Raw genomic sequence first — 21635 nt, forward strand, 5'->3', positions numbered from 1 at the left:
GGCCAGATCTACTTGTCTTCGAGGAGCAATAAAAATTCTTCACCGGGGATAGGCTTACCAAAGAAATAGCCCTGGCCAAAGTCACAGTTCCATTTCATCAAAATAGCCAACTGACGATCGGTTTCCACGCCTTCCGCGACTACTTGCAAGCCCAAACTGTGTGCAAGGCTGAGGACGGCTTTAGTTAGAGATTCAGGTGTTTTCTGCACTCCCAGTTGGCTGACAAAAGATTTATCAACTTTTAGAATGTCGATAGGAAAGCGAGTTAGATAACTGAGCGATGAATAGCCAGTACCAAAATCATCGATGGCTAAACTTACACCCAACGACTTAAGCTTATTAAGGGTTGACAGTATATGGTCAGATTCATCAATCAGTAAGCGCTCAGTGATTTCCACAGTAATGTGTAAATTTTGAGCTGCCTTTTCAATAATTGCTATCCATAACTCTAACGAATCGTCTTTACTACTGAATACCCTTGGCGACACGTTAACCGAAAGGCCTATGTCTTTACCGGTCTGCCTGTTTAACTGCGTAATATAGTCACTAGCGGTCTGTAATACATATCGGTCAATCTCATTGATGCGACCGGTTTCCTCTGCCAGAGAAATAAACGCTTCTGTTGTGATGTTGGTCGACGAATTGCTCCATCGAACTAAGGCTTCACACTTGCAAATGGTGTGCGACGCTAAATCGATTATGGGTTGATAATGAACATTCAGTTCTCGGTTCTGTATAGCGTGAATTAATTGGGTCGTAAGATTATGCTTTTTTTCCGATTCTATTTGCATGATCTTGGTAAAATACTGCCAGCCGTTGCGACCCGATCTCTTCACCTCGTACATGGCTTTGTCAGCGTTTGATACCAGCGACTCGGCATTTGTACCGTCATCCGGGTAAAGCGATATTCCGATACTAGCGCCACAAAATATGGTATTCTGATCGATAGAAAATGGCTTGTTGATACTAGATATAATACTCTGAGAAATGTTCACCGGTATTTTACCGTCGCTCAAATCAATCAATATGACAATAAACTCGTCTCCGCTATAACGGGCAACGGTATCAGTTGTCCGGACACAGCTTTTGATTCTGGCAGCTACCTCCCTGAGAAGTTGATCACCGATTGCGTGGCCTAAGTTATCGTTCACCGGCTTGAAATTGTCTAGATCAATAAACAAAATGGCGAGTTTCTCGCCGTTTCTTTGACTCAGATGAATTGCTTTGTTAAGACGATTGGAAAGAAGCAAGCGATTGGGCAAACCTGTGAGTTGGTCGTAAATAGCCTGATGCTGAATTTTATTGGTAATAATTTTACGCTGAGTTATATCTTGTACAGAGCCGAGAACAGTGTAGGGCGGAGAAGTATCGTCCAGTGGTTTTCCTTTGAATCTAACCCAGTGTTGATCGCTATCTGGCGCCGTGAATTGTAGCTCTACATCAAAGGGTTTTCCACGAGAGGCTTTTTTAAAATGTCCGGCTAGGTCATTAGCCTGCTTCGGGTCAAATCTACGCAGTATCTCCGCTAAGCTGGGGTTGGGGGTATCCATACACAGGATGTTCCCGGCTTGCTCGCTCCAAAGACTTAACACTAACGAGTCTCGCCTAGGGGTAAGCTGCCAGCCGCCGACTAACGCCAACTTACCCACCTCTTCTAATAATGTCTGATTTTTATTTAGAGCAATCTGAAAATCCTGTTCCTGTGTCGTTTGCCGAAAGCGATATAAAACCAGAGCGCTTAAGGTAGCACCTATGAGCAAAATCGCCAGGCGCAGCGCCCAGTAGGTAGTACCCTGACCCCCGGTTACGTTCGAGTTGGTTCTCGCCGCGAGTTGCCAAGTGCCATTGGCAACCGTTAATTCTGTGCGTTGGGTCAGAGGGTCGTCGAACAGTAAAGGGTCGCCAAAAAAGACGGCGCCGTCACGGCCTTTACCGTCGAAGCCTCGTATGCCAATCTCAACAGGGAGATTGCTGTCGAGTATACCGGCTGCCTTATAAAGCTTTTGCGTATAGATAGGCGCTGAAACAATGCCCCAAAATTGATCGTCTGCGGTGATGACTGCGGCGCGGCCAATAACCGCTTCGCCACCCTGCACCATTTGTACCGGTCCCGCCAAAATCATATCGCCGCGTTTTGTTAAGCTGGCCACAGCGGGAAGCTGTTCGATATTGGTTCGATAATTGAGACCGACGGCGCGTCGATTATTGTTATCCAGAGGGTAGATCAGTTCGACAACGAGATCGGGCGCAGCCGCAACATTAACCAGTAGAGGCTCCTGGCGAAAGATCGTACTGGCATAGCGTTCAAAATCACGCTGATTGATATCTGGGTATATCGCAATATGCGCGGCTAAGCCGCTGAGTAACGAAAGATTATTGTTGAGGACACCACTGAGTTCGGCACTGAGTCGGCTAAGCTCTTGGGTAGCGATCAATTGCTGCTGTTGACCTTCCACCTGAGCGATATAGCGTTCAAGGCTTAGCTCAACGAGTAGCATGGTGACGATCACTATCAGGACACTAATAATGGCCCAGCGTTTGGCAGTCGCTCGAATGGATGAGTGGTGATTCATATATGCAGGGTATTGGTTGTCTACTGCCAAAATTTAATACATCGTTGCAATGACTATAGCCGTATTTGGCGCGACATGCTTAAAAATACGCCAACGAAAACAGTTGTGGTTCTTTTATTGGTGTCGAAGTGGCCCTATGCGCTTAATAATTGAGCTAGTTGGAGAAAGCGGGCGCTCTTAAGCTGCGGGCGATCAATGCTCACAAGCCTTCGCCGGGCAATGTTTATGGTGTTCTGATGATATATTGCTTTGGCACCAGATTATCAGACTACAATTTCTAATAGCCTCGGGTAACTAGTTAAGGATCGCCGCTTGTTTAAGTTTTTTATTCAATCCCTATCGTTAGTGGTTGCTTACTGGGTGGTGGGCCTATTGGCGCTCATGCTAGCCATTCCTCCTGGTTTCGCCACGGCTATTTTTCCACCTATTGGGATTGCCATTGGCGCCGTACTGCTTGTAGGCGTACGGCTATTGCCTGCAGTCTTTTTGGGGTCGCTGGCGCTCAATCTGACGGTTAGCTTTCAGAGTAACCAAACACTCACCACAGAAGGTGGCTTATTAGCGTCTGGTATCGCGTTGGGCACTACACTCGCGGTTTCAGTGGCTCACGCGCTGAGCCGGGTCATATTAAAAGAGCGACAAGCGTTTACCCGCGAGGGCGAAATAGCGACCCTGCTTTTGGCAACAGGGCCTATCGCTTGCGTGCTCAGTGCTAGCTTTTGTACCGCCGCTCTGTACGCAGCAGGGGTTGTGGGACTCGGCAGCCTTGGTGTTACCTGGTGGACCTGGTGGATCGGCGACAGCATTGGTGTCATGTTGGCGTTACCCTTGATGTATGTAGCGTTTGGCAAACCGGCGGATGTATGGCGAAAACGCGCTCTTCACGTTGGTTTGCCTATTGTCATAGCGACGAGCTTAATGACGCTTGTTTTTGTGAGAATTAATACCGCTGAACTTGATCGGCTAGAAAAGGCCTTTAATCAATTGAGTGTCCCGTTCGCAGCAAACTTCAATTCGGCTCTGGCGGGGCAACTGGGAGTCCTGAGAAGTATTGATGGCTTGCTACAAGCTTCACAAGATGTCACCGAACAGGACTTTGCAGTTTTTACGCAGGATGTGTTGGAAACCAATCCGGCGTTCTATGCACTATCGTGGAATGCTTACATTGCACACCCTGAACGTGCAAAAGAGGAGCGAGCCCTGGCAGCGCGAGGCTTGCCCGCGATGATTCGCGAGCGTTCCGAAGAGGGCGTGTTGGTAGGTGCCGGACAGCATAGTGATTATATTTTCGTAAAATATATAGAGCCGAAAGTCGGCAATGAAATGGCGCAAAGTTTCAATGTCGGTTCCATAGCAAATCGTCGCGAAGCGTTGGTACGTAGTGCAAATACAGGCGAGGCGGTGATGACCTCACCGATACAGCTGGTACAAGATACCGTGCAACGTAAAGCGTTACTTATTTTTTACCCTGTATATAAAAAAGGTGTCAGTCGTCAACAACTCAGCGCTACTCAGGGCTTCGCCACCGCCGTCGTTGTCATGGAAGAACTGATCAATAAGCTGATAAGTGATTACGGTACAAGCCCGGGATTTACTGTCGCGGTAGATTATGTTGGCAACCAACAAGAAAATCTCGCGACTTTAGATAGCGCAAAGCTGTCTCAATTGGCGCCATTGTTGCGATTTGAGCAGACCTACCCCTTCGCAGGTGCGGCGTTGAAAATAACGTTAGAGCCTACCGATACGTTTATTACCAAGCACAAAAGTACACTAACGTGGACGGTGCTGGCGGGTGGTTTTCTTTTTTGTGCGTTGCTGGGAGGTTTTTTACTTTCGCTGAGTGTTCGTTCTGAACGTATTGGCGAACTGGTGGATGAAAGGACCGCCGAACTTTCGTCTATTTTGAACAGCGCAACCGATGTCATCTTAACGGTCGACGCAAACGGTGTAATACATCGCCACAATCAATCTGCTGTAACACTGTTCTCGACAACCGATGCGACGATCAGTGGCTCTCATATTGATGAATGGCTAGAGGCATTTGCCAGAGAAAAAGTCACTATTAGCCGATTCTTCGATGAACACAACAATACGGTTTTTGATACCACATTAATTACCCAAAATGGCGAAAGAGTGGCGGTAGAGGTCGGTATTAGCTCGGTAGAATTGAGTCAAGGCTCCTACTATGTAGTGATGTTGCATGATATTACCGAGCGGAAAAAAACTGAAAAACTAAAAAGTGAATTTATCAGTACCGTCAGTCACGAATTGCGTACACCGTTAACGTCTATTGTGGGCTCCTTGAAATTAGTAGAGGCTGGTGTCACGGGTGAAATCAGTGCTAAGGCAAAAAGCATGATTACCATTGCCCGCAATAATACCGAGCGCCTGAACGCCTTAGTGAATGATATATTGGATGTTGAAAAGCTGGAGTTTGATCAACTAAAAATTGCAATCAGCGATGTTCCCTTGGTATCGATAGTGAAACAGGTCGTTCAGCAAGTTGAAGGCTTTGCGGATGGTTTCGGTGTGACCCTAGAGTTAAGTTGGCAAGAGCACGTGACAGATGCCACCTGTATTCGGGCCGACGCACATCGCTTGACACAGGTCATTGTAAATATTTTGTCTAACGCAATTAAATATTCGAATAAGGGTGCGAGCGTTATCGTATCTGTGGGCGTAGAAGGTAAACATGCCGTGATTGCGGTTCGGGACTCAGGCCGGGGTATGCCAGAGTATTTTAGAAAACAAATTTTCCAAAAATTCTCTCAAGCTGATTCCACCGACACGCGGGAAAAGAGCGGCACCGGCCTTGGATTATACATTGCAAAATCGCTGACAGAAAAAATGCAAGGCAGCATCAGTTTTGAGTCTGAACTTGGCAAAGGCAGTGAATTCTTTATCAGCTTGCCTTTGGCCGAGCCCAACAATAGCTAATCCGTCGCGGCCAACGGTTTTGGCTGAGGTGTATACCGCCCAGCGCTAGCGGCTTTGGTCGAGCAGCCAGCGGTAGAAGTCTTCACTGCGGTAGACCCGCCGCCAGGCGTCGTGTCCCATGTCCTCATGAATGGTGAATCGGACGTTGGGGTGGCCGAGCTGTTCGAGTCGATTAAGCGCCGGGTAAAAGTACTGCGCCGGCACGGTTTGATCACGGCCGCCAGCGAATTGCCAAATTGGGATCTGATGTTTGGCGATAGGCGCAATATAGGACGGATGCCCCCAGCCCACAACCGGGGCAATGGCTGCAAACAGCTCGGGGTGTTTACTGGCAAGCCACCAGGCGCCAAAGCCGCCATAACTCATGCCGGTTAAATAAAGTCGGTTTTTATCGGTTCTGTAGTTGGTTTGCACCGTGCTAATAATGTTGAGTAGGTCGGTTTCCACCTTGTCCCATCCTTCGGGCAGCATGGGTGGCACGTTACTCATGTCCTTATGTTCTGGCATGCCAGTCATAGCTTGTGGCGTGGCAAAATACGGGTCTCTTGGCGGTGTTCCATCCTCCAGGCGCTGCGGTATTTGTGATCGGGTGCGATTGTCAATGTAGCTTATGCCCCGTTTGTCCATATCAAACATGTGCAGCTGAGGGGAGATGATAATAAACGGCAAGTCATTTTTCTGTATCCAGGCTTCGTAAACGGGGCCATGTATTAGCACATAATCCAGTTCATCTTTTCCGTTGCCTCTTTCGCCGTTGCCGTGCAGGAATACGATAACAGGCCATGAGCGCTCGCTGTCGGTCTCGTATTCGCGCGGTAAATAAAGATAAAAGTCGCGCGCCTTATTGTCTGCCGTGCTGTTATAGCTTATGCGTTTGAGCTGTGGTTCGGCGCGCGCGGTCTCGCTGTCGGCTGTGGCGGACCCGGTCGCGAGTAGCCCTGACAGAAAAAATGTAGATATAAAGCGCATTGAGCAACCTCGAATTTGCATGGTATGCATTAGGCCCTGTGTTGTATTGGCAGAGCTGTCGTGCGAATCGGGGATTTCAGCACGAATGAAGATTGAACACCGTTGACCCCTTCAACACGGGTGAGCTTACCCAGTAAAAACTGCTGAAATGCATCCATGTCCTCAACAATAACTTTAAGCAAATAGTCAGCACTTTGACCGGTGATCAAATGACACTCCAGTACCTCGGGGTAGCTGGCTATTGTGGTCTCAAAATGCTCGAATCGCTCGGGTGTATGTTTATCCATGCTGATATGGATAAACGCCATTAGGTTCAAGCCTAGTTTGCGGGCGTTAAGCAAAGCAACGTAGCCGTCGATCAGTCCGTCTTCTTCAAGCTGTCGTACCCGCCGTAAGCACGGTGAGGGCGATAGGCTAATGGCATCGGCCAATTCCTGATTGGAAATACGCCCTTCGCGCTGTAAGCGCTCTAATATCATGCCATCGTATCGGTCGAGTTGCGTTGTCACTGAGCCTTCCCTTTCTAAATTTCACTTATGGAGATAGTAGCGCAACAATATGCTAATTAATGTAAATATAACGGTAGTTTCGCAATCATATGCTGCTGTAGCTCCTTTAGACTTTACGCAAAGGGTAGGAAAGTCAGCGCGGGTCACCCGCCGGCAATGGCTTCGAGCCAAAAGCTCATAGTAGCGCGTTCCTTGGGTGATCCCCATGACACCGAGTTACTGCCTTACCCGCTTACCTAACTACACAGACACGGGAAAACGATATGTTGAAGCAGCCAAGCCAAAAATACCAAGCCTTCAGGCCCGTTGCTCTGCCAGAGCGCCAGTGGCCGAACAGAGCCATTGAGCAGCCTCCGATTTGGATGAGTACCGATTTGCGCGATGGTAATCAGGCGTTGATTGACCCTATGTCAGTGGCGACTAAACTGAAGTTTTTCAAAGCCTTGGTCGCTATGGGCTTCAAAGAAATTGAGGTTGGCTTTCCGTCCGCGTCGGCCACGGATTTTGAGTTTGTCCGGTTGCTGATCGAGCAAGATCATATTCCGGCGGACGTCACCATCGAGGTTCTGACCCAAGCCCGCGAAGAGTTGATTAACCGCACTGTAGAATCCGTACAGGGAGCCCATCGGGCCATTGTGCATATGTACAACCCCACCGCACCGGATTTTCGCGAGATTGTCTATCGCACGGATCAGGACGGTGTCAAAGCCATTGCCGAGCAGGGTACCCATTGGGTGAAACAGGCGGTAGCTCAATATCCGAATACCGAGTGGGTTTATCAGTACTCGCCCGAAGTGTTTTCCAGTACGGAGCTTGAGTTTGCAAAAGAGGTTGTGGATGCCGTGTCGGCCATATGGCAGCCCACCGCTGATCACAAAATGATAGTAAATTTGCCCGCCACGGTAGAAATGTCGACGCCCAACACCTATGCCGATCAAATTGAGTGGATGCATCGGCATATTGCGCGGCGTGAAAGCATCACACTCAGTGTGCACCCGCACAATGATCGCGGCACTGCCGTGGCCGCCGCAGAGTTAGCGATCATGGCGGGGGCAGATCGAGTCGAGGGATGTCTTTTTGGCAACGGTGAACGCACCGGAAATGTTGACTTGGTGACATTGGCTTTGAATATGTACACTCAGGGGGTGGCGCCGGGTCTGGATTTTAGTCGCATCGATGAAGTGCGCCAATTAGTCGAGCAATGCAACAAAATACCCGTTCATCCACGTCACCCGTACGCGGGGGAGTTGGTTTTTACCGCATTTTCTGGATCGCATCAGGATGCTATTAAAAAGGGTTTTGCTGTCCGCAGGGAAGGGGAGCATTGGCGTGTGCCCTACTTACCCATTGACCCCAAGGATTTGGGCCGCGATTATGAGTCTGTGGTGAGGGTCAATAGCCAGTCCGGCAAGGGCGGGATCAGTTTTCTGCTGGCACAGGAGTATGGGTTGGATATACCGCGCCGGCTGCAAATTGAATTTAGCCGTATCGTCCAGGCCCACACAGATAGCACGGGAAAAGAGGCGCGCAGTGCCGATATTTTTGCCCTGTTTGAGTCGGAATATTTACAGCGCCCGAACGAGCTGGCCTATAAGAACATCGAGCAACACAGTACCGACGAGTCTGTCACACTGGCCGTCGACGTCGACTTCAAAGGTAATACTGAGCGGCTCTTTGGTCAGGGTAGTGGTCCGATTGCGGCTGCTGTGGCCGCTTTGGCAGACCGGTTAGGTGTCGATATTCAGGTCGTGGATTACCATGAGCACGCGATTCAAGGCGGTGGAGCATTGGGAGAGGCGGTCGGCTATATTGAGTTGAAAATCTCTGATCAGCCGCCCGTTTTTGGCGTTGGGCGCGATAAAAGTATTGTCGCGGCGGCGGTTCGCGCCTTGCTAAACGGTATTAGTCGTTCCCAGGCCTTGACGGTTGATGGTTCCCAACGCGACCAAGTTGGCTAATTTTTGGCTCTCTGAAGGTCTGTTTTTACTGCTAAACTGATATAAGCCGCCTTTGAGCGGCCTATATGAGGAGAGCGATCGGGTTGAGTCAATCGGTTAAAAAAGGTCACCTTGCTATTGTCGTTCTACTTATAGTGTCGGCACTATTTGTTCTTGTTTACCGCTGGATTCCCGAGCGGCGGCTCGTGCTTATGCCTCATCCGGAGGGCACCTACTATTTGTATGATGATTCCGGTATAGGTGGCGCTAACACCGCCAGTTGGGTCAATGCTGATCAACACCATTGGCGCTGCCGGCGCGAGGCGACGTTGGAATCACAGTTCTGTGGGTTTAATCTGGCGCTCGGACATGAGTATTCGCAAGGTATTGATTTTTCCGATTACAGCGAACTCGTTCTAGCGTTGGACTATCGCACGCAGGCCGATCTTATCACCGTTTTTTTGCGCAACTTCAATCCTGCGTATTCGACACTCGAGGACGGCAATAGCGCGCAGTATATTCAGTTTGTTATCCGCCCCGAGGATCGTGAACCCGAGCTCCGTATAGATTTTTCAGAGTTCAGTCTGGCCGATTGGTGGATGAACCAGCGCAAGTTAGAAAGGCCGTATCGGTCACCCGAGTTCAATAACATTACACTGCTTGGCATCAATATGGGGAGCAATTTACCGGCGGGTAACAACGATATTGTTATAAAGCATATTGCGCTCACCGGCCCTTGGTTCAGTGAAAAGCATTGGTATCTCGGCATTATTGTGTTTTTTTGGAGTGGAACTTTGCTCTACCTGATTTTTGTTAGCGTAACACACCGTAAAAAAGCGATAGAGACGGCAAAGAAATACGAAAATCTGGCGGATGAGCACAAGAACCTGTACGACAAAACGCAAGTGCTTACGGAAATTAGCCGGCGCGACGGGCTGTCCGGTCTGCTCAATCGATACGGCTTGGCGCAGGCGATAGAGCAGTGGCATATACCCAGTGTAGCGCCGGTGTCGCTTGTGATGTTCGATATTGATCACTTTAAGCGAATCAATGATCGACGAGGTCATCTGGAGGGCGACAAAGTTATTTGCCGGGTTGCAGAGATATTGCACAATCACAGCCGCGAGCAGGATGTACTTTCACGTTGGGGAGGAGAAGAGTTTCTGCTCGTGCTGCCGCATACATCGACACAGCAAGCGCATCAAGTGGGAGAAAAAATCCGCCAACGTATTTTTAATGACGAGTATTTTACCGCTAAAAAATTGACCGTAACCATAAGTTTAGGTATCGCTGCTATGGGCTCAGAACAATCATTTGAACACGCCCTGCGCCGCGCAGACGATTGCCTCTATCGTGCAAAAGCTATGGGGCGCAATTGCAGTGTTGTTGAAACAGAAGATGTTTGACGCAAAATTTTCTGTATTGACAAGTGGTGCCACAATGGCTTTTCCGAGGTGACCTGATTGGCTGTAGCGGATAATCAAAAACAGTGGGTATTGCTTTGTGCTCTCCTACTGACCATTTTGCTTATTGCCCTTCGCGATTATTTACCGAAGCGGCAGTTGCAATTAGTCGCTGGTGCCGACCAAATCACCTACCTTTATTACGATAAAACTGAGGGCGGAGGCACTCTTGGTGAGTGGATAGATCAGGAAAATCTCAGTTTTCGTTGTATTCGCTTTAACATGGAGCTGCCCTCTACCTACTGCGGCGTCAGTCTAGAGTTAACGCTAGATCCGGGAGATTTTACCCGAGGGATCGACTTCAGTCATTACGACACCTTGTTGTTGGATATCGATATTAACAGTGATCAGTCTCGAATATCTTTAATTTTTCGCAACTTTAATCCGGATTATTCGGACGCCTCTGATTTCAATTCAACACAGCATATTTCCCTGCCATTGCGAGTAAGGGATTTAGACCAACCGATAGCAATTAGCTTTGATGAGTTTTCGGTTTCGGAATGGTGGCTTGTGAACCGCGACATTGAGCGAGAGTACACCCAACCCGACTTTAGCAATGTTGTGTTAATGGGGATTGATGCGCGAGATCGGTTAAATGGTGGAGTACATGAATTTACCATCAATCAGGTGACCTTATCCGGTGACATGGTGAAAGCAGAAACCTGGTACTTGGCAATCCTGCTGACGTGGATTATCGGGATGGTACTTTATTTACTCTACAATGCGGTTTACTGGCGGAAACAGGCCCGCGGTAGTGAAAAAAAATTCAGGCACCTTGCCAGCCGTCACCGCGAGTTGCGTGGCGAAGCGGCCAGCCTGAAGTCATTGTCTGAGCGCGACACATTGTCGGGTTTGCCTAATCGACGGGCGTTAACCAGCGCGTTTGAAAAATTGGATATGGCGGCTGTTCAACCGATGGCATTTATCTTGATCGATATTGATCATTTTAAGCGCATCAACGACAGACGCGGCCACTCCGAAGGCGACCGCGTTATTCGTGAGGTATCAAATATATTATTGAACAATACCCGGGGCGATGATTTGCTGGCGCGCTGGGGGGGAGAGGAGTACCTACTTGTTTGCCCCGCAACCAATTCGGCGCAGTCGTTGATGATCGCGGAAAAAATTCGTCACCGGGTGTTTTCTAGCGAGTTCTTTGTCGAACAGCCCATGGCGGTCAGCGTCAGTTTGGGTGTGGCGCAAATGCGTGACGGTGAGAGTTTTGAAAGTGTATTTGATCGCGCTGACACGTGTTTGTACAAAGCTAAGGCTCTGGGCAGGAATTGCTCCATTTTGGACGATGAGCTTTAGCGATTCTTAACGTGGGTGACTTTTACGAAAGGGCCATGGCATCGCCGCCAGTCGGTCTTTGCGCTACAATGGTTGGCCATTGCCGACGCCACATAGAATGAATAATCAGCCGCTTATTTCGCTCAGTCTCAGTATACTGCTGGCCGCCTTGATGGGGGTAGTGGGCTGTACGGCTCACGAGCCGGTATATCGCGAAATTCCCACAGCGAATTTTGCCAGCGTGGTTGATTTTTGGCATCAGCAAAGTGGCTTATCCGGCGCACAGAAAAGTCAGTATCCGCCTGCCGATATTTTGCCTGTTGCCGAAAATTTACTGCTAATGCAGCGCAATAATGGCGGCTGGCCGGCTTATCACAATCCTTTTCGCCGGCTCAGTGACACAGAGCGCCTGCAGTATCTTAAAGATCAGAATGCGAAAGATTCCAGCTTTCGCAACTACAATATTTTTCCGCAAGTGTTTTATTTGTCCCATGTGTATCTGCAAACCGGTGATGTGCGCTATCGCAACGCAGCGCGCCGGGCGATACGATTGATTATGGCTTCACAGGTCTATAATGGCGGCTGGACGTTGCAGGCCAGTGATCAGCCCCAAGAGGGCGAAGCCGTGCTGATTGATACCGCGACAACCCTCGATGCACAGGTGTTTTTGCGCAAAGTTGCAGCCGGAGAGATTCCCTACGGTTACATTCCCTTTGATATGCGCCGGCAGGCGGCCGAAGCTGTGCGCAAAGGCGACCAATTGTTGTTGCGTATGCAGCAGGCCTACGACAGCCGACTCGCAATCTGGGCGTCGGCGTATCGGTTGAGTACTTCCCTTGCCGATGCAGCGGATGGTGAGGCTATAGCGGCACTCAATGTCCCGCTAAGTGTGCGAGTGGTTCGGTACTTAATGGCCATAAAACGCCCACCTGCGGAGATCGTGCGCTCGGTGGAAGGAGCGGCCGAGTGGTTTCGCGGCAACACGCTGCAGCGCTGGTTGGCGAGGCAATCCGAGGCGTCGACGCGCTCCGTCACGTCGCTTAAAAGTAGGGAACGTCTACCCGATAAGGCCCTCTGGGCACAGCGATATGACATTGTCAGCTCCACCCCGTTGCACAGTTCCGCCACCGGTTCGGCGCGCACAGTTTGGTTTGGGCGGCCCGTCGATACAGGCGCTTGGGCGAGGCCACTATTGCAGGCAGAGCTCAAACAGTGGCGGCAGAACGTTGTTGCGAGGCCCGTCTCTAAGGTGCCAGAAGCACCTTGATTAATTGGCGCACCGTTACGATGCCTGCTCTTGTTCAGGCTGGGTGTTTTTCACGGCTTGTTGCGGGCTGTATATACCGTCTTTGCGCGCCAGCGGTAGATTGGCAATGGTTGTTTCAGTCCAGACTTTTACCTGCTCTGTCAGCGCTTTGCGGTCGGCATTTTCCGTATACATCGCCTCGCCAATGACCACGGTAATCGTGCCCGGGTACTTGCGGAAGTGCTTGTGTGGCCAACACTCGGCGGCATTGTGCGCTACCGGCACCACGGGAACCTTAGCAGCGCAAGCAATGTCAGCGCCACTTCGGTAGTAAGTGCCTACTTTGCCGAGGGGCATACGGGTTCCCTCGGGAAAAATCAGCACGCTGATACCTTCCTGTAAACGCTCAATTCCTTTGCTTTTTACTTCCTTGAGTGCCTGCATACGGTTGGACCGGTCGATGGCAATAGGCTTCAATGCGGCCAGGCCCCAACCGAAAAACGGTATGCGCATCAATTCTTTTTTAAGAATAGTGCTAATGGGGGCCATATAATATTGTAAAAACATGGTTTCCCAGGTGCTTTGGTGTTTGGCCATGACCACAACTGGGTGGTCTTTACGGGTGCGCTGATCAATGACTTTAAAACGGATACCGCAGGTTACCCGCAGCCAAAACATAACAAACCGATTCCATAAGGTGATAAAGCGCCAACGCAACCGGTAGGGCAATAGAGGCCACAGCAGAACGCTAAGGCTACCGGCAATCACCCCGGTCAGGTAATAACCGGCATTGAAAAGCAGTGTGCGTAGGTAGAGCAATGGGGTCATCCTTGTAGGAAAATTTACGACAGTAGCTTATCGACAACAGCACTCAAATCAGAGAATACTTCGACCGGGTTGTCATCTAATGTGTAAGAGCCGGTTGCTTGGCCATTCAATTGGTTTAGTGTTTGTTCGCCATTGCCGGTTAATACCAAACATAGTTGGCAGCCCTTTGCGAGGCCAGCCTGTAAGTCGCGCAAGCTGTCGCCCACCAATATAGCGTCTTGCGCACCGACATTAAATTCAGCCTCGATGGCATCCAGCAGACCCGGTAACGGTTTGCGGCACTTGCACTGATCGTCGGGCCCGTGTGGGCAATAAAAAATAGCGCTTATTTGGCCACCGGCATCTTCCACCAATTCGGTCAGTTTGGCGTGCATGGCCTCGAGGTCGTCGAGATCGAAAAAGCCGCGTGCCAACCCGGATTGATTGGTCGCGACCACCACGGTATAGCCCGCCGCACTGAGCCGGGCAATGGCTTCAATGCTGCCGGCAATGGGAATCCACTGGTCGGCCGAGCGGATGTAGTTACCGCTGTCGCGGTTGATGACTCCGTCCCGGTCGAGAATCGCCAGTTTCATATTCCTACCCCTTACTGGGCGCAAGCAGTGAAATGTCGGCAACTTGCAAAAATAAGCTGCGCAGTTGATGTAAGAGTGCTAAACGGTTATTGCGCAAAGATTCATCCTCGGCCATGACCATCACCTCGTCGAAGAAACGATCGACCGGCTCGCGCAGGCTCGCAAGTTCCGCCAGAGCGTCGGCGTAGCGGCGCTCCTGATACAGCGGCGTTACCGAGGTCGCTTTTTGGGCAACCGCTTCGGCCAAACGTTTTTCGGCGTCTTCGCTCAGCAGTTCGGTATTGACCGCACCGCTTGGCTGTTGGTCAAGTTTGCTAAGGATGTTCGACACGCGCTTGTTGGCGGCGGCCAGCGCCGCGGCTTCGTTCATGCGAGCGAAGGCATCGACTGCTAGTACGCGAGCGTTGATATCCAGCGGATGGCTGATACCTTTGGCGGCAACGGCCAAATACACCTCGGTGGCAATAGCGTCCTCTTCATACCAGGCGCGAAAGCGCTCCAGCATATAGGCCAAAGCTTCAGCGACAGTGTCTTCTGGCTTGACGATACTGTCGCCGTGAGCGGCTACAGCGGTTTCCAGCAGTGCCTTAAGGTCGAGGTTTATGTCTTGCTCGACCATTAGGCGCAGCGCTCCGAGGCTGGCACGACGCAGGCCGAACGGATCCTTGGAGCCTGTCGGTTTTTGGCCAATGCCAAAAATTCCTACGATGGTATCGAGCCGGTCGGCCAGCGCAATCAAGGTGCCTGTAGTGGTCTCGGGCAGTTTGTCACCCGCGTATTTCGGCAAATATTGCTCGGTTAGTGCCTTAGCGACTTCTTCGTCCTCGCCGTCGTTGAGCGCGTAGTAGTAGCCAGCAATGCCCTGCATTTTATCGAACTCTAGTACCATTTCGGTGACCAGATCCGCCTTGGACAGCTCACCGGCGCGTTTGGCCTTGGTGGCATCAGCGCCAATCTCAGCGGCAATGGCGGCGGCGAGGCTCGCAATGCGTTCGGTTTTATCAAAAATACTGCCAAGCTTGGCTTGAAACACAATGCTTTTAAGCCGGGCACGCTGGTTGGCGAGAGGGGTTTTCTTATCGGTTTCGAAGAAAAAAGCCGCGTCGGACAAGCGTGGCCGAATAACGCGCTCATTGCCGTCGATGACCTGGGCGGGGTCTTTTGATTCAATGTTGGCGAGAGTGATAAAGTTTGGTTTCAGCTCGCCGTTATTGTCCACCACGTGGAAGTACTTTTGGTGCTCGGCCATCGACGAAATCAAAGCCTCCGCCGGCACTTGCAAAAAGCGCTCTTCAAATTTGCCAGTAAGGGCCACTGGCCACTCCACCAGCGCAGTCACTTCGTCTAGCAGGTCTTCATCAATCACCGCGACGCCGCCTATTTGGCTCGCTTGCTGATTCACCTGTTCGATAATGAGTGAGCGGCGCTCGGTCATATCCACCAGCACGTAGGCTGAGCGCATAGCTTCTACATAATCAGAAGCATTTGCCAGGCTGACGGCTTCATTGTGGTGGAAGCGATGGCCGCGAGATTCACGGCCGGACTTAAGACCAAGGATTTGTGCATCGACTACGGCCTCGCCATACACCATGACCAACCAATGTACCGGGCGCACGAACTCAGTGCGTCGGGCTCCCCAGCGCATGCGCTTAGGAATAGGCAGTTTGGCCAGCGCATCATTAAAAATATCGCCCAGTAGCAAGGTTGCTTGTTCGCCACCGGCCTGTTGACGGGCCACCAGTTTGTCGGCCTTGCCGTCGTTTTCGGTCGTCAGCTCACTGACGGCTAAACCGTTCTTACTGGCAAAGGCTGCAGCGGCCTTGGTGGGGTTGCCTTCGCCATCAAAGGCGATTTTTGCCGGCGGCCCCCACACGGTGACTTCTTTTACCGGTGTGGCCGGCGCCAGATCTTTAATGATAATGGCCAGTCGGCGCGGGGCGGCATAGCTCTCTAGGCCGGCGTGTTCCAGGCCGGCTTTTGCCAGGCCGTCGGTGACCCCAGCGGCAAGCGCACTGAGCAGTGATTTTAGGGCAACGGGGGGCAGCTCTTCGGTACCCAGTTCAAACAAAAAATCGGCAGACATGGCTTATTTCTCCTCCGCGGCGAGTACTTCCTGGCGTAATGTTTCCTCCGCCAGAGGAAAGCCCAGTTGTTTGCGGGCATCAAAGTAGGCTTGAGCCACAGCTCGGGCCAAGGTACGCACGCGCAAAATAAAGCGCTGACGCTCGGTAACGGAAATAGCGTGACGCGCATCGAGCAAGTTAAAGGCGTGTGAAGCCTTCATGACCATTTCGTAGGCGGGCAGGGGCAGTCCGGCTTCCACTAAACGCTGGCTTTCGCGCTCGCATACATCAAAGGTTTGGAACAGGAATTCGACATCGGCCTGTTCAAAGTTGTAGGTCGACATTTCCACCTCATTTTGGTGAAAGACATCGCCATAGGTGACTTTTTCGCCGGCCGGGCTAATGGTCCAGGTCAAATCAAAAATTGAGTCAACGCCCTGTAAGTACATGGCAATGCGTTCCAGACCGTAGGTAATTTCACCGGTAACCGGGTAGCATTCAATGCCGCCGACTTGCTGAAAGTAAGTAAATTGGGTGACTTCCATACCGTTTAGCCAAACTTCCCAGCCGAGCCCCCAGGCCCCAAGTGTGGGCGATTCCCAGTTGTCTTCAACGAAGCGAATGTCGTGAATGCTGGTATCAATGCCAAGCTCGCGCAGGGATTCTAAGTAGAGTTCCTGAATATTGTCCGGTGAAGGTTTCAACGCCACCTGAAACTGGTAATAGTGCTGCAGCCGGTTAGGGTTTTCGCCGTAACGGCCGTCGGTTGGGCGACGGCAGGGTTGCACATAAGCACTGTTCCAGGTTTCCGGGCCGATAGCACGCAGAAAGGTGGCGGGGTGGAATGTGCCTGCACCCACCTCCATATCGAGCGGTTGCAATACAACACAGCCCTGGCGAGCCCAGTATTCTTGCAGGGCGAGAATTAGCCCCTGAAAGGTGCTTACGTCGGCTTGGGGTCTTTCGGACACAAGATTTCTCCGGATTTTGGTGTTGCAGCCCCCGTGATTTCGAGGCTCTGCGGAATTCAAAGGGGCGAATTATAGCGTCACAGCGGGTGCATTGGTATGGCAGGAGCACAAACTGACTGCAAAGTGTGCCAGTGTTCTTTCCGCTGGCGGATAAATTCCGGTAAGCTTCACCTCTTTTTGAGGTTGAGGTGTATCTTGAAGCAGCGTTTCGTTCTCTGGTTATTAAAAGGTGTGGGACGTCTACCTTTGGGGATGGCTCGGGCCCTGGGTGCTTGTGTGGGGTGGTTACTGTATAAAACCAACTCCAGAGCCGCCCGTGTCACCAAAGTGAATTTGGCCCTTTGCTTTCCGGCTATGCCGCAACCGGAGCGAGATCAGTTAGCGCGCAAGAGTTTGATAGAAACGGGGCGTACCGGCGCTGAAATCCCCGTTCTTTGGCAGCGTAAAGAGTCCTGGTTGCGTCAACATGCGCTCGAGTATGAGGGCATCGAGTATATTCGGCGCTCGCGCGAGGCGGGCAAAGGCATCATTATGCTGACGCCCCACTTGGGTAATTGGGAGCTACTTCCCTGCATCCTCACCTTGCATGGCAAAATCACTGTGTTGTACCAGCCGCCCAAGGACAATGCGCTGGAAGACTATATTGCGAGTGCGCGCCGGCGCAGCCAGGTTGCATTAGCGCCGACTAATCGCCGTGGCGTCGCAATGTTGATTAAGGCTTTAAAAGCTGGAGAAATGGTCGGAATTCTGCCCGATCAGGTGCCGGATTCAGGTAATGGCGGTGTTGAGGCGCTATTTTTCGGCGAGCCCGCAATGACAATGACGCTGGTACACAATCTGATGCGTCGCACCGATTGTGAGGTGCTGATGTGCTATGCACTGCGAGTGGCGGGGGGATTTAAGGTTGTGGTTACACCGTGCGAAGGTGGTATTAATGAGCCTGACCTAATCGTCGGCGCTACGGCGCTAAACAAAACGGTACAGAGCAGTATTGAAAAAGCGCCCGCGCAATATCAGTGGGAGTACAAACGATTTAAAGGGCGCAAACAGGGCGAACCCTACTAAATTTAAGGTATAAAGGCATGAATTTACCGAAGCGTGTTCTTACGCTTGGCTTAATAACCGCCACTTTGACAGCGTGCAGTAACTCCCACTATCAATTGGTCGCAACTGAGGACCTATCGCAATTGCACGCCTGCGCAATCAGCGCTGACAACCAGCACCAGCTACTGTTGCAGCAACAGCTGGAGCTCAAACAGGGTATGGCGGATTTGCTGACGGAGTTAGAACATTCGCGCTCAGAGGTTGCTGAGCTAAGTGCAACACCTCAAGAGTGTATCAGCGTATCTGTTATGCCCGAGACACCGCAGCGGGGCACCGATGATGTGGATGAAGTCGCCAAGCAATTGGTGGGTGCTAACGAAACGGTACGTTTTGAGGAGTTCGGATTGGCGTTACCGGCCACGATCGATACCGGTGTTAGTTTGTCGGTCCTTTACGTGACAGATGTGCAGCTCTTTGAGCGCAATGGTGAAGACTGGGTTGGCTTTGCGATTGACAGCGCTACGAGCCTGGAGAAAAAACTGTTGCGCCAGGCGCTTGTTACAGGCCAGCGCGATAAGAAAAAACCCGTGGTTGAGTTGCGCTTTACGTTGGGCAACGTTACCCAGAGTGCCGAGTTTGCACTGACGCAAACAGCGATGCCGCGCAACCCGGTTCGAATTGGCCGAATGGCCCTGCGCGATGTCATGGTGGTGGACGTGAGTCGCGACCATATTGCTTCCAACGTGGATGAGGCTCAATGAATCGAGGCAAAATACCTTTTTACCTATTAGTTCTCTCGCTTATTGGTGCTGGATTGACGACGGCATGGTTGCGACATTCAACCACCGAAATTCCACTCGTTCCCGGCGAACAAAAACCCGTGTGGTTGATTGAGGCCAGAGTTGATTTTTTTGCCGATGGCGGAGCCACCACCATAACGCTAGATTTGCCAGATGAGGCGCCGGCGTTTCGTTTGATTCGCGAGCAGGCGGCAAGTCCCGGTTATGGGTTTGCCGTACTCGATGATCAAAAAAATCGTCGGGCCGAATGGACAAAGCGCGAAGCCTATGGCTTACAAACACTATATTACAATGCGCAGTATCAACCAGTAGAAGCTGACACCGCCGAGTCCGCTAACCTGCCCAAAACTCAATCTGTGTACTGGAGCGAACCTCAGTCCACCGCAGCCCGCGAGTTATTGCGAGGCGCTCTCGCACGCTCAAGCACCCCGGCGAGCACCGCTCGCGAGTTAATTAAATTACTCAACCCCAATGCCGCAGATCAAAATGCGGAGCTGCTGCTGGCAAACGAGTCGAGCCGAGCCGAGTTGTTGGTTAAGTTGCTCAATCAGGCGGAGGTTCCCGCCCGCCAAGTCATGGCGCTTAAACTTGAAGATGCGCGCCGGCGCCAGGTACTGCAGCCTATGGTGGAGCTCTATGCCGATGGGCGCTGGTTGCTGATTGATTCTATGACCGGCGAGCAGGGCCTACCTGACAATTTGTTACTTTGGTCGCGAGGAGAAAATTCACAACTGGATGTTATCGGCGGTCAAAACTCGCGGCTAACCTTCTCTATGATTCGTCAAACTGTACCGGCGATGGCGCTTTCGCAGGTACAGTTTACCGATAACCTGTTCAGTATGTTAGGCGTTTACAGCTTGCCTATTGAAGAACAAAGCATGTTTAAAATGCTCTTTTTGTTGCCACTGGGGGCAATGGTGGTGGTATTTATGCGGGTTATGATCGGCCTAAAAACCGCAGGGACTTTTATGCCGATTTTGATCTCTTTGGCCTTTTTACAAACGTCACTGGTACCCGGGCTCATTAGTTTTGTACTCATTGTCGGACTGGGCTTATTGTTGCGCAGTTACCTGTCCTATCTCAACCTGCTACTGGTGGCTCGTATAGCCACACTTATCGTGTTGGTCATTTTCTTGATATCCATATTAAGTTTGGTGGGTTACCAGCTTGGTTTCAATACGGGAATCACGATTACGTTCTTCCCAATGATTATTATTGCCTGGACCATCGAGCGGATGAGTATTCTCTGGGAAGAAGAGGGCGCGCATGAAGTGTTGATTCAGGGCGGCGGCAGCCTGTTGGTTGCGGTGTTTGCCTTTTTGCTTATGAACATACAAGTGATCAGTCACCTGAGTTTTAATTTCCCCGAACTCAATCTCGTGATCTTGGCATTGATTTTAATGATGGGCCAGTACACCGGTTATAAGCTGTCTGAACTCCATCGTTTCCGCTCCATGAGTAATGCCAACGATGTTGATTAGTCCTTTCAAACTACGCGATTTAGGCATGCTCGGGATGAATTGCCGCAATCGCGATTTTATAGGGCGTTACAATCGACGCGAATTGTATCCACTCGTTGATAACAAACTCGAAACCAAGCTACTGGCTCAAGATTATGACGTGGCCACACCGCAACTACGGTTTGTGGTGCGGGAGCAGCATGAAATAGTTCATATTGAGCAACAGCTCAGGGACCTCAAAGGTTTTGCCATCAAGCCGGCCAAAGGCTCAGGCGGCAAAGGGATCTGGGTAATCACCCATCGTCAGGACGCCAACTTTATAAAGTCATCCGGCGCGGAAATTACTCTGAACGATATTCGTCGGCATATGAGTAACACGTTAGCGGGCCTCTACTCATTGGGGGGCGTGAGCGATGAAGTCATCGTTGAGGATCTCATTGAAATAGACGACTGTTTTGAAGGCTATTCGTTTGAAGGTGTGCCAGATATTCGGATTGTGGTTTTTCGAGGCTTTCCGGTTATGGCTATGTTGCGTTTGGCCACCCACGCCTCAGACGGAAAGGCTAATCTGCACCAGGGGGCGGTGGGTGTTGGTTTAGATTTGGCAACCGGGCGATGTTTAAATGCGGTGCAGTACGGCATGCCAATATCTGAACATCCCGACACCAAACAACCGCTTAAAGAAATCAAAATTCCCGGTTGGCAAGGAATGCTGACACTGGCGTCGCGCTGCTACGATATGACGGGGTTGGGTTACATAGGCGCCGATTTAGTATTGGATGCTAATCGTGGCCCTGAACTGCTTGAGTTAAATGCAAGGCCCGGTCTGGCGATTCAGGTGGCCAATGGATTTGGTTTGCTCCCGCGCTTGCGCCATGTCGAAAAATTAAGTGAGAAAAAGTTTGCAAACGCGGACGCACGCGTAGCTTATGTAATGCAGAACTTTGCCAAGTTCGATTGATTGCGAATT

At 50.9% G+C, this 21635-nt stretch carries 16 protein-coding genes; 9 read left to right on the forward strand and 7 right to left on the reverse strand.

The features are described 5' to 3' along the window. Positions 1-8 precede the first annotated feature (8 nt). Positions 9-2603, reverse strand: coding sequence for a bifunctional diguanylate cyclase/phosphodiesterase (locus QWI17_RS17780; protein WP_302723870.1), 2595 nt, complete (start codon positions 2601-2603; stop codon positions 9-11). A 282-nt stretch (positions 2604-2885) separates the two neighbouring features. Between QWI17_RS17780 and QWI17_RS17785 the strand changes: the two genes are divergently transcribed. Beyond that, positions 2886-5510: a CHASE domain-containing protein gene (locus tag QWI17_RS17785; protein WP_302723871.1), complete on the forward strand. Its 2625-nt coding sequence runs from the start codon at positions 2886-2888 to the stop codon at positions 5508-5510. 45 nt (positions 5511-5555) lie between these two features. Here the strand turns inward: QWI17_RS17785 and QWI17_RS17790 are convergent, their stop codons facing one another. Together QWI17_RS17790 and QWI17_RS17795 are read right to left on the reverse strand one after the other, a co-directional pair. Beyond that, positions 5556-6479 carry a carboxylesterase family protein gene (locus QWI17_RS17790; RefSeq protein WP_302723872.1) on the reverse strand — a complete coding sequence of 308 codons (924 nt, stop codon included), beginning with the start codon at positions 6477-6479 and terminating at the stop codon, positions 5556-5558. Between the two features lie 29 nt (positions 6480-6508). Next, positions 6509-6988 carry an Lrp/AsnC family transcriptional regulator gene (locus tag QWI17_RS17795; RefSeq protein ID WP_302723873.1) on the reverse strand — a complete coding sequence of 160 codons (480 nt, stop codon included), beginning with the start codon at positions 6986-6988 and terminating at the stop codon, positions 6509-6511. A gap of 263 nt (positions 6989-7251) precedes the next feature. Between QWI17_RS17795 and leuA the strand changes: the two genes are divergently transcribed. The 4 genes from leuA to QWI17_RS17815 all read left to right on the forward strand — a co-directional run bounded on the left by leuA (position 7252) and on the right by QWI17_RS17815 (position 12945). After that, complete coding sequence (gene leuA / locus QWI17_RS17800; protein WP_302723874.1) at positions 7252-8946, forward strand: 2-isopropylmalate synthase; 1695 nt, start codon at positions 7252-7254, stop codon at positions 8944-8946. Between the two features lie 83 nt (positions 8947-9029). Next, on the forward strand, positions 9030-10331 hold the full coding sequence (locus QWI17_RS17805) for a GGDEF domain-containing protein (protein ID WP_302723875.1): 1302 nt from the start codon (positions 9030-9032) through the stop codon (positions 10329-10331). Between the two features lie 57 nt (positions 10332-10388). Then, positions 10389-11699 carry a GGDEF domain-containing protein gene (locus QWI17_RS17810; protein ID WP_302723876.1) on the forward strand — a complete coding sequence of 437 codons (1311 nt, stop codon included), beginning with the start codon at positions 10389-10391 and terminating at the stop codon, positions 11697-11699. 97 nt (positions 11700-11796) lie between these two features. After that, positions 11797-12945 (forward strand): pectate lyase, encoded by a 1149-nt coding sequence (locus QWI17_RS17815; RefSeq protein ID WP_302723877.1) that lies wholly within the window; start codon positions 11797-11799, stop codon positions 12943-12945. A 15-nt stretch (positions 12946-12960) separates the two neighbouring features. Here the strand turns inward: QWI17_RS17815 and QWI17_RS17820 are convergent, their stop codons facing one another. From QWI17_RS17820 to glyQ, 4 genes are read right to left on the reverse strand one after another with little or no spacing between them, the layout of a single operon-like run. After that, positions 12961-13743 carry a lysophospholipid acyltransferase family protein gene (locus QWI17_RS17820; RefSeq protein WP_302723878.1) on the reverse strand — a complete coding sequence of 261 codons (783 nt, stop codon included), beginning with the start codon at positions 13741-13743 and terminating at the stop codon, positions 12961-12963. Positions 13744-13766: 23 nt separating this feature from the next. Then, positions 13767-14327 (reverse strand): D-glycero-beta-D-manno-heptose 1,7-bisphosphate 7-phosphatase, encoded by a 561-nt coding sequence (gmhB, locus tag QWI17_RS17825; protein WP_302723879.1) that lies wholly within the window; start codon positions 14325-14327, stop codon positions 13767-13769. A 4-nt stretch (positions 14328-14331) separates the two neighbouring features. Beyond that, positions 14332-16410, reverse strand: a complete 2079-nt coding sequence (gene glyS, locus QWI17_RS17830; RefSeq protein WP_302723880.1) for a glycine--tRNA ligase subunit beta — start codon at positions 16408-16410, stop codon at positions 14332-14334. A 3-nt stretch (positions 16411-16413) separates the two neighbouring features. Continuing rightward, positions 16414-17361, reverse strand: coding sequence for a glycine--tRNA ligase subunit alpha (gene glyQ, locus QWI17_RS17835; protein ID WP_302723881.1), 948 nt, complete (start codon positions 17359-17361; stop codon positions 16414-16416). A gap of 96 nt (positions 17362-17457) precedes the next feature. Here glyQ and QWI17_RS17840 point away from each other — a divergent pair, with 96 nt between their 5' ends. Genes QWI17_RS17840 through QWI17_RS17855 form a run of 4 tightly spaced genes read left to right on the forward strand, consistent with a single transcriptional unit; the run spans position 17458 to position 21626 of the window. After that, on the forward strand, positions 17458-18426 hold the full coding sequence (locus tag QWI17_RS17840) for a lysophospholipid acyltransferase family protein (RefSeq protein ID WP_302723882.1): 969 nt from the start codon (positions 17458-17460) through the stop codon (positions 18424-18426). Between the two features lie 17 nt (positions 18427-18443). Continuing rightward, on the forward strand, positions 18444-19166 hold the full coding sequence (locus QWI17_RS17845; RefSeq protein WP_302723883.1) for a putative ATP-dependent zinc protease: 723 nt from the start codon (positions 18444-18446) through the stop codon (positions 19164-19166). Then, complete coding sequence (locus tag QWI17_RS17850) at positions 19163-20686, forward strand: inactive transglutaminase family protein (RefSeq protein ID WP_302723884.1); 1524 nt, start codon at positions 19163-19165, stop codon at positions 20684-20686. The genes QWI17_RS17845 and QWI17_RS17850 overlap by 4 nt, the downstream gene beginning before the upstream one ends. Then, a complete protein-coding gene (locus QWI17_RS17855) occupies positions 20676-21626 on the forward strand; it encodes an alpha-L-glutamate ligase-like protein (protein WP_302723885.1) in 951 nt (316 codons plus the stop codon). Before QWI17_RS17850 ends, QWI17_RS17855 begins: the two co-directional genes overlap by 11 nt. Positions 21627-21635 lie beyond the last annotated feature (9 nt).

The organism is Gilvimarinus gilvus (genome assembly GCF_030518155.1).
GTDB lineage: Bacteria > Pseudomonadota > Gammaproteobacteria > Pseudomonadales > Cellvibrionaceae > Gilvimarinus > Gilvimarinus gilvus.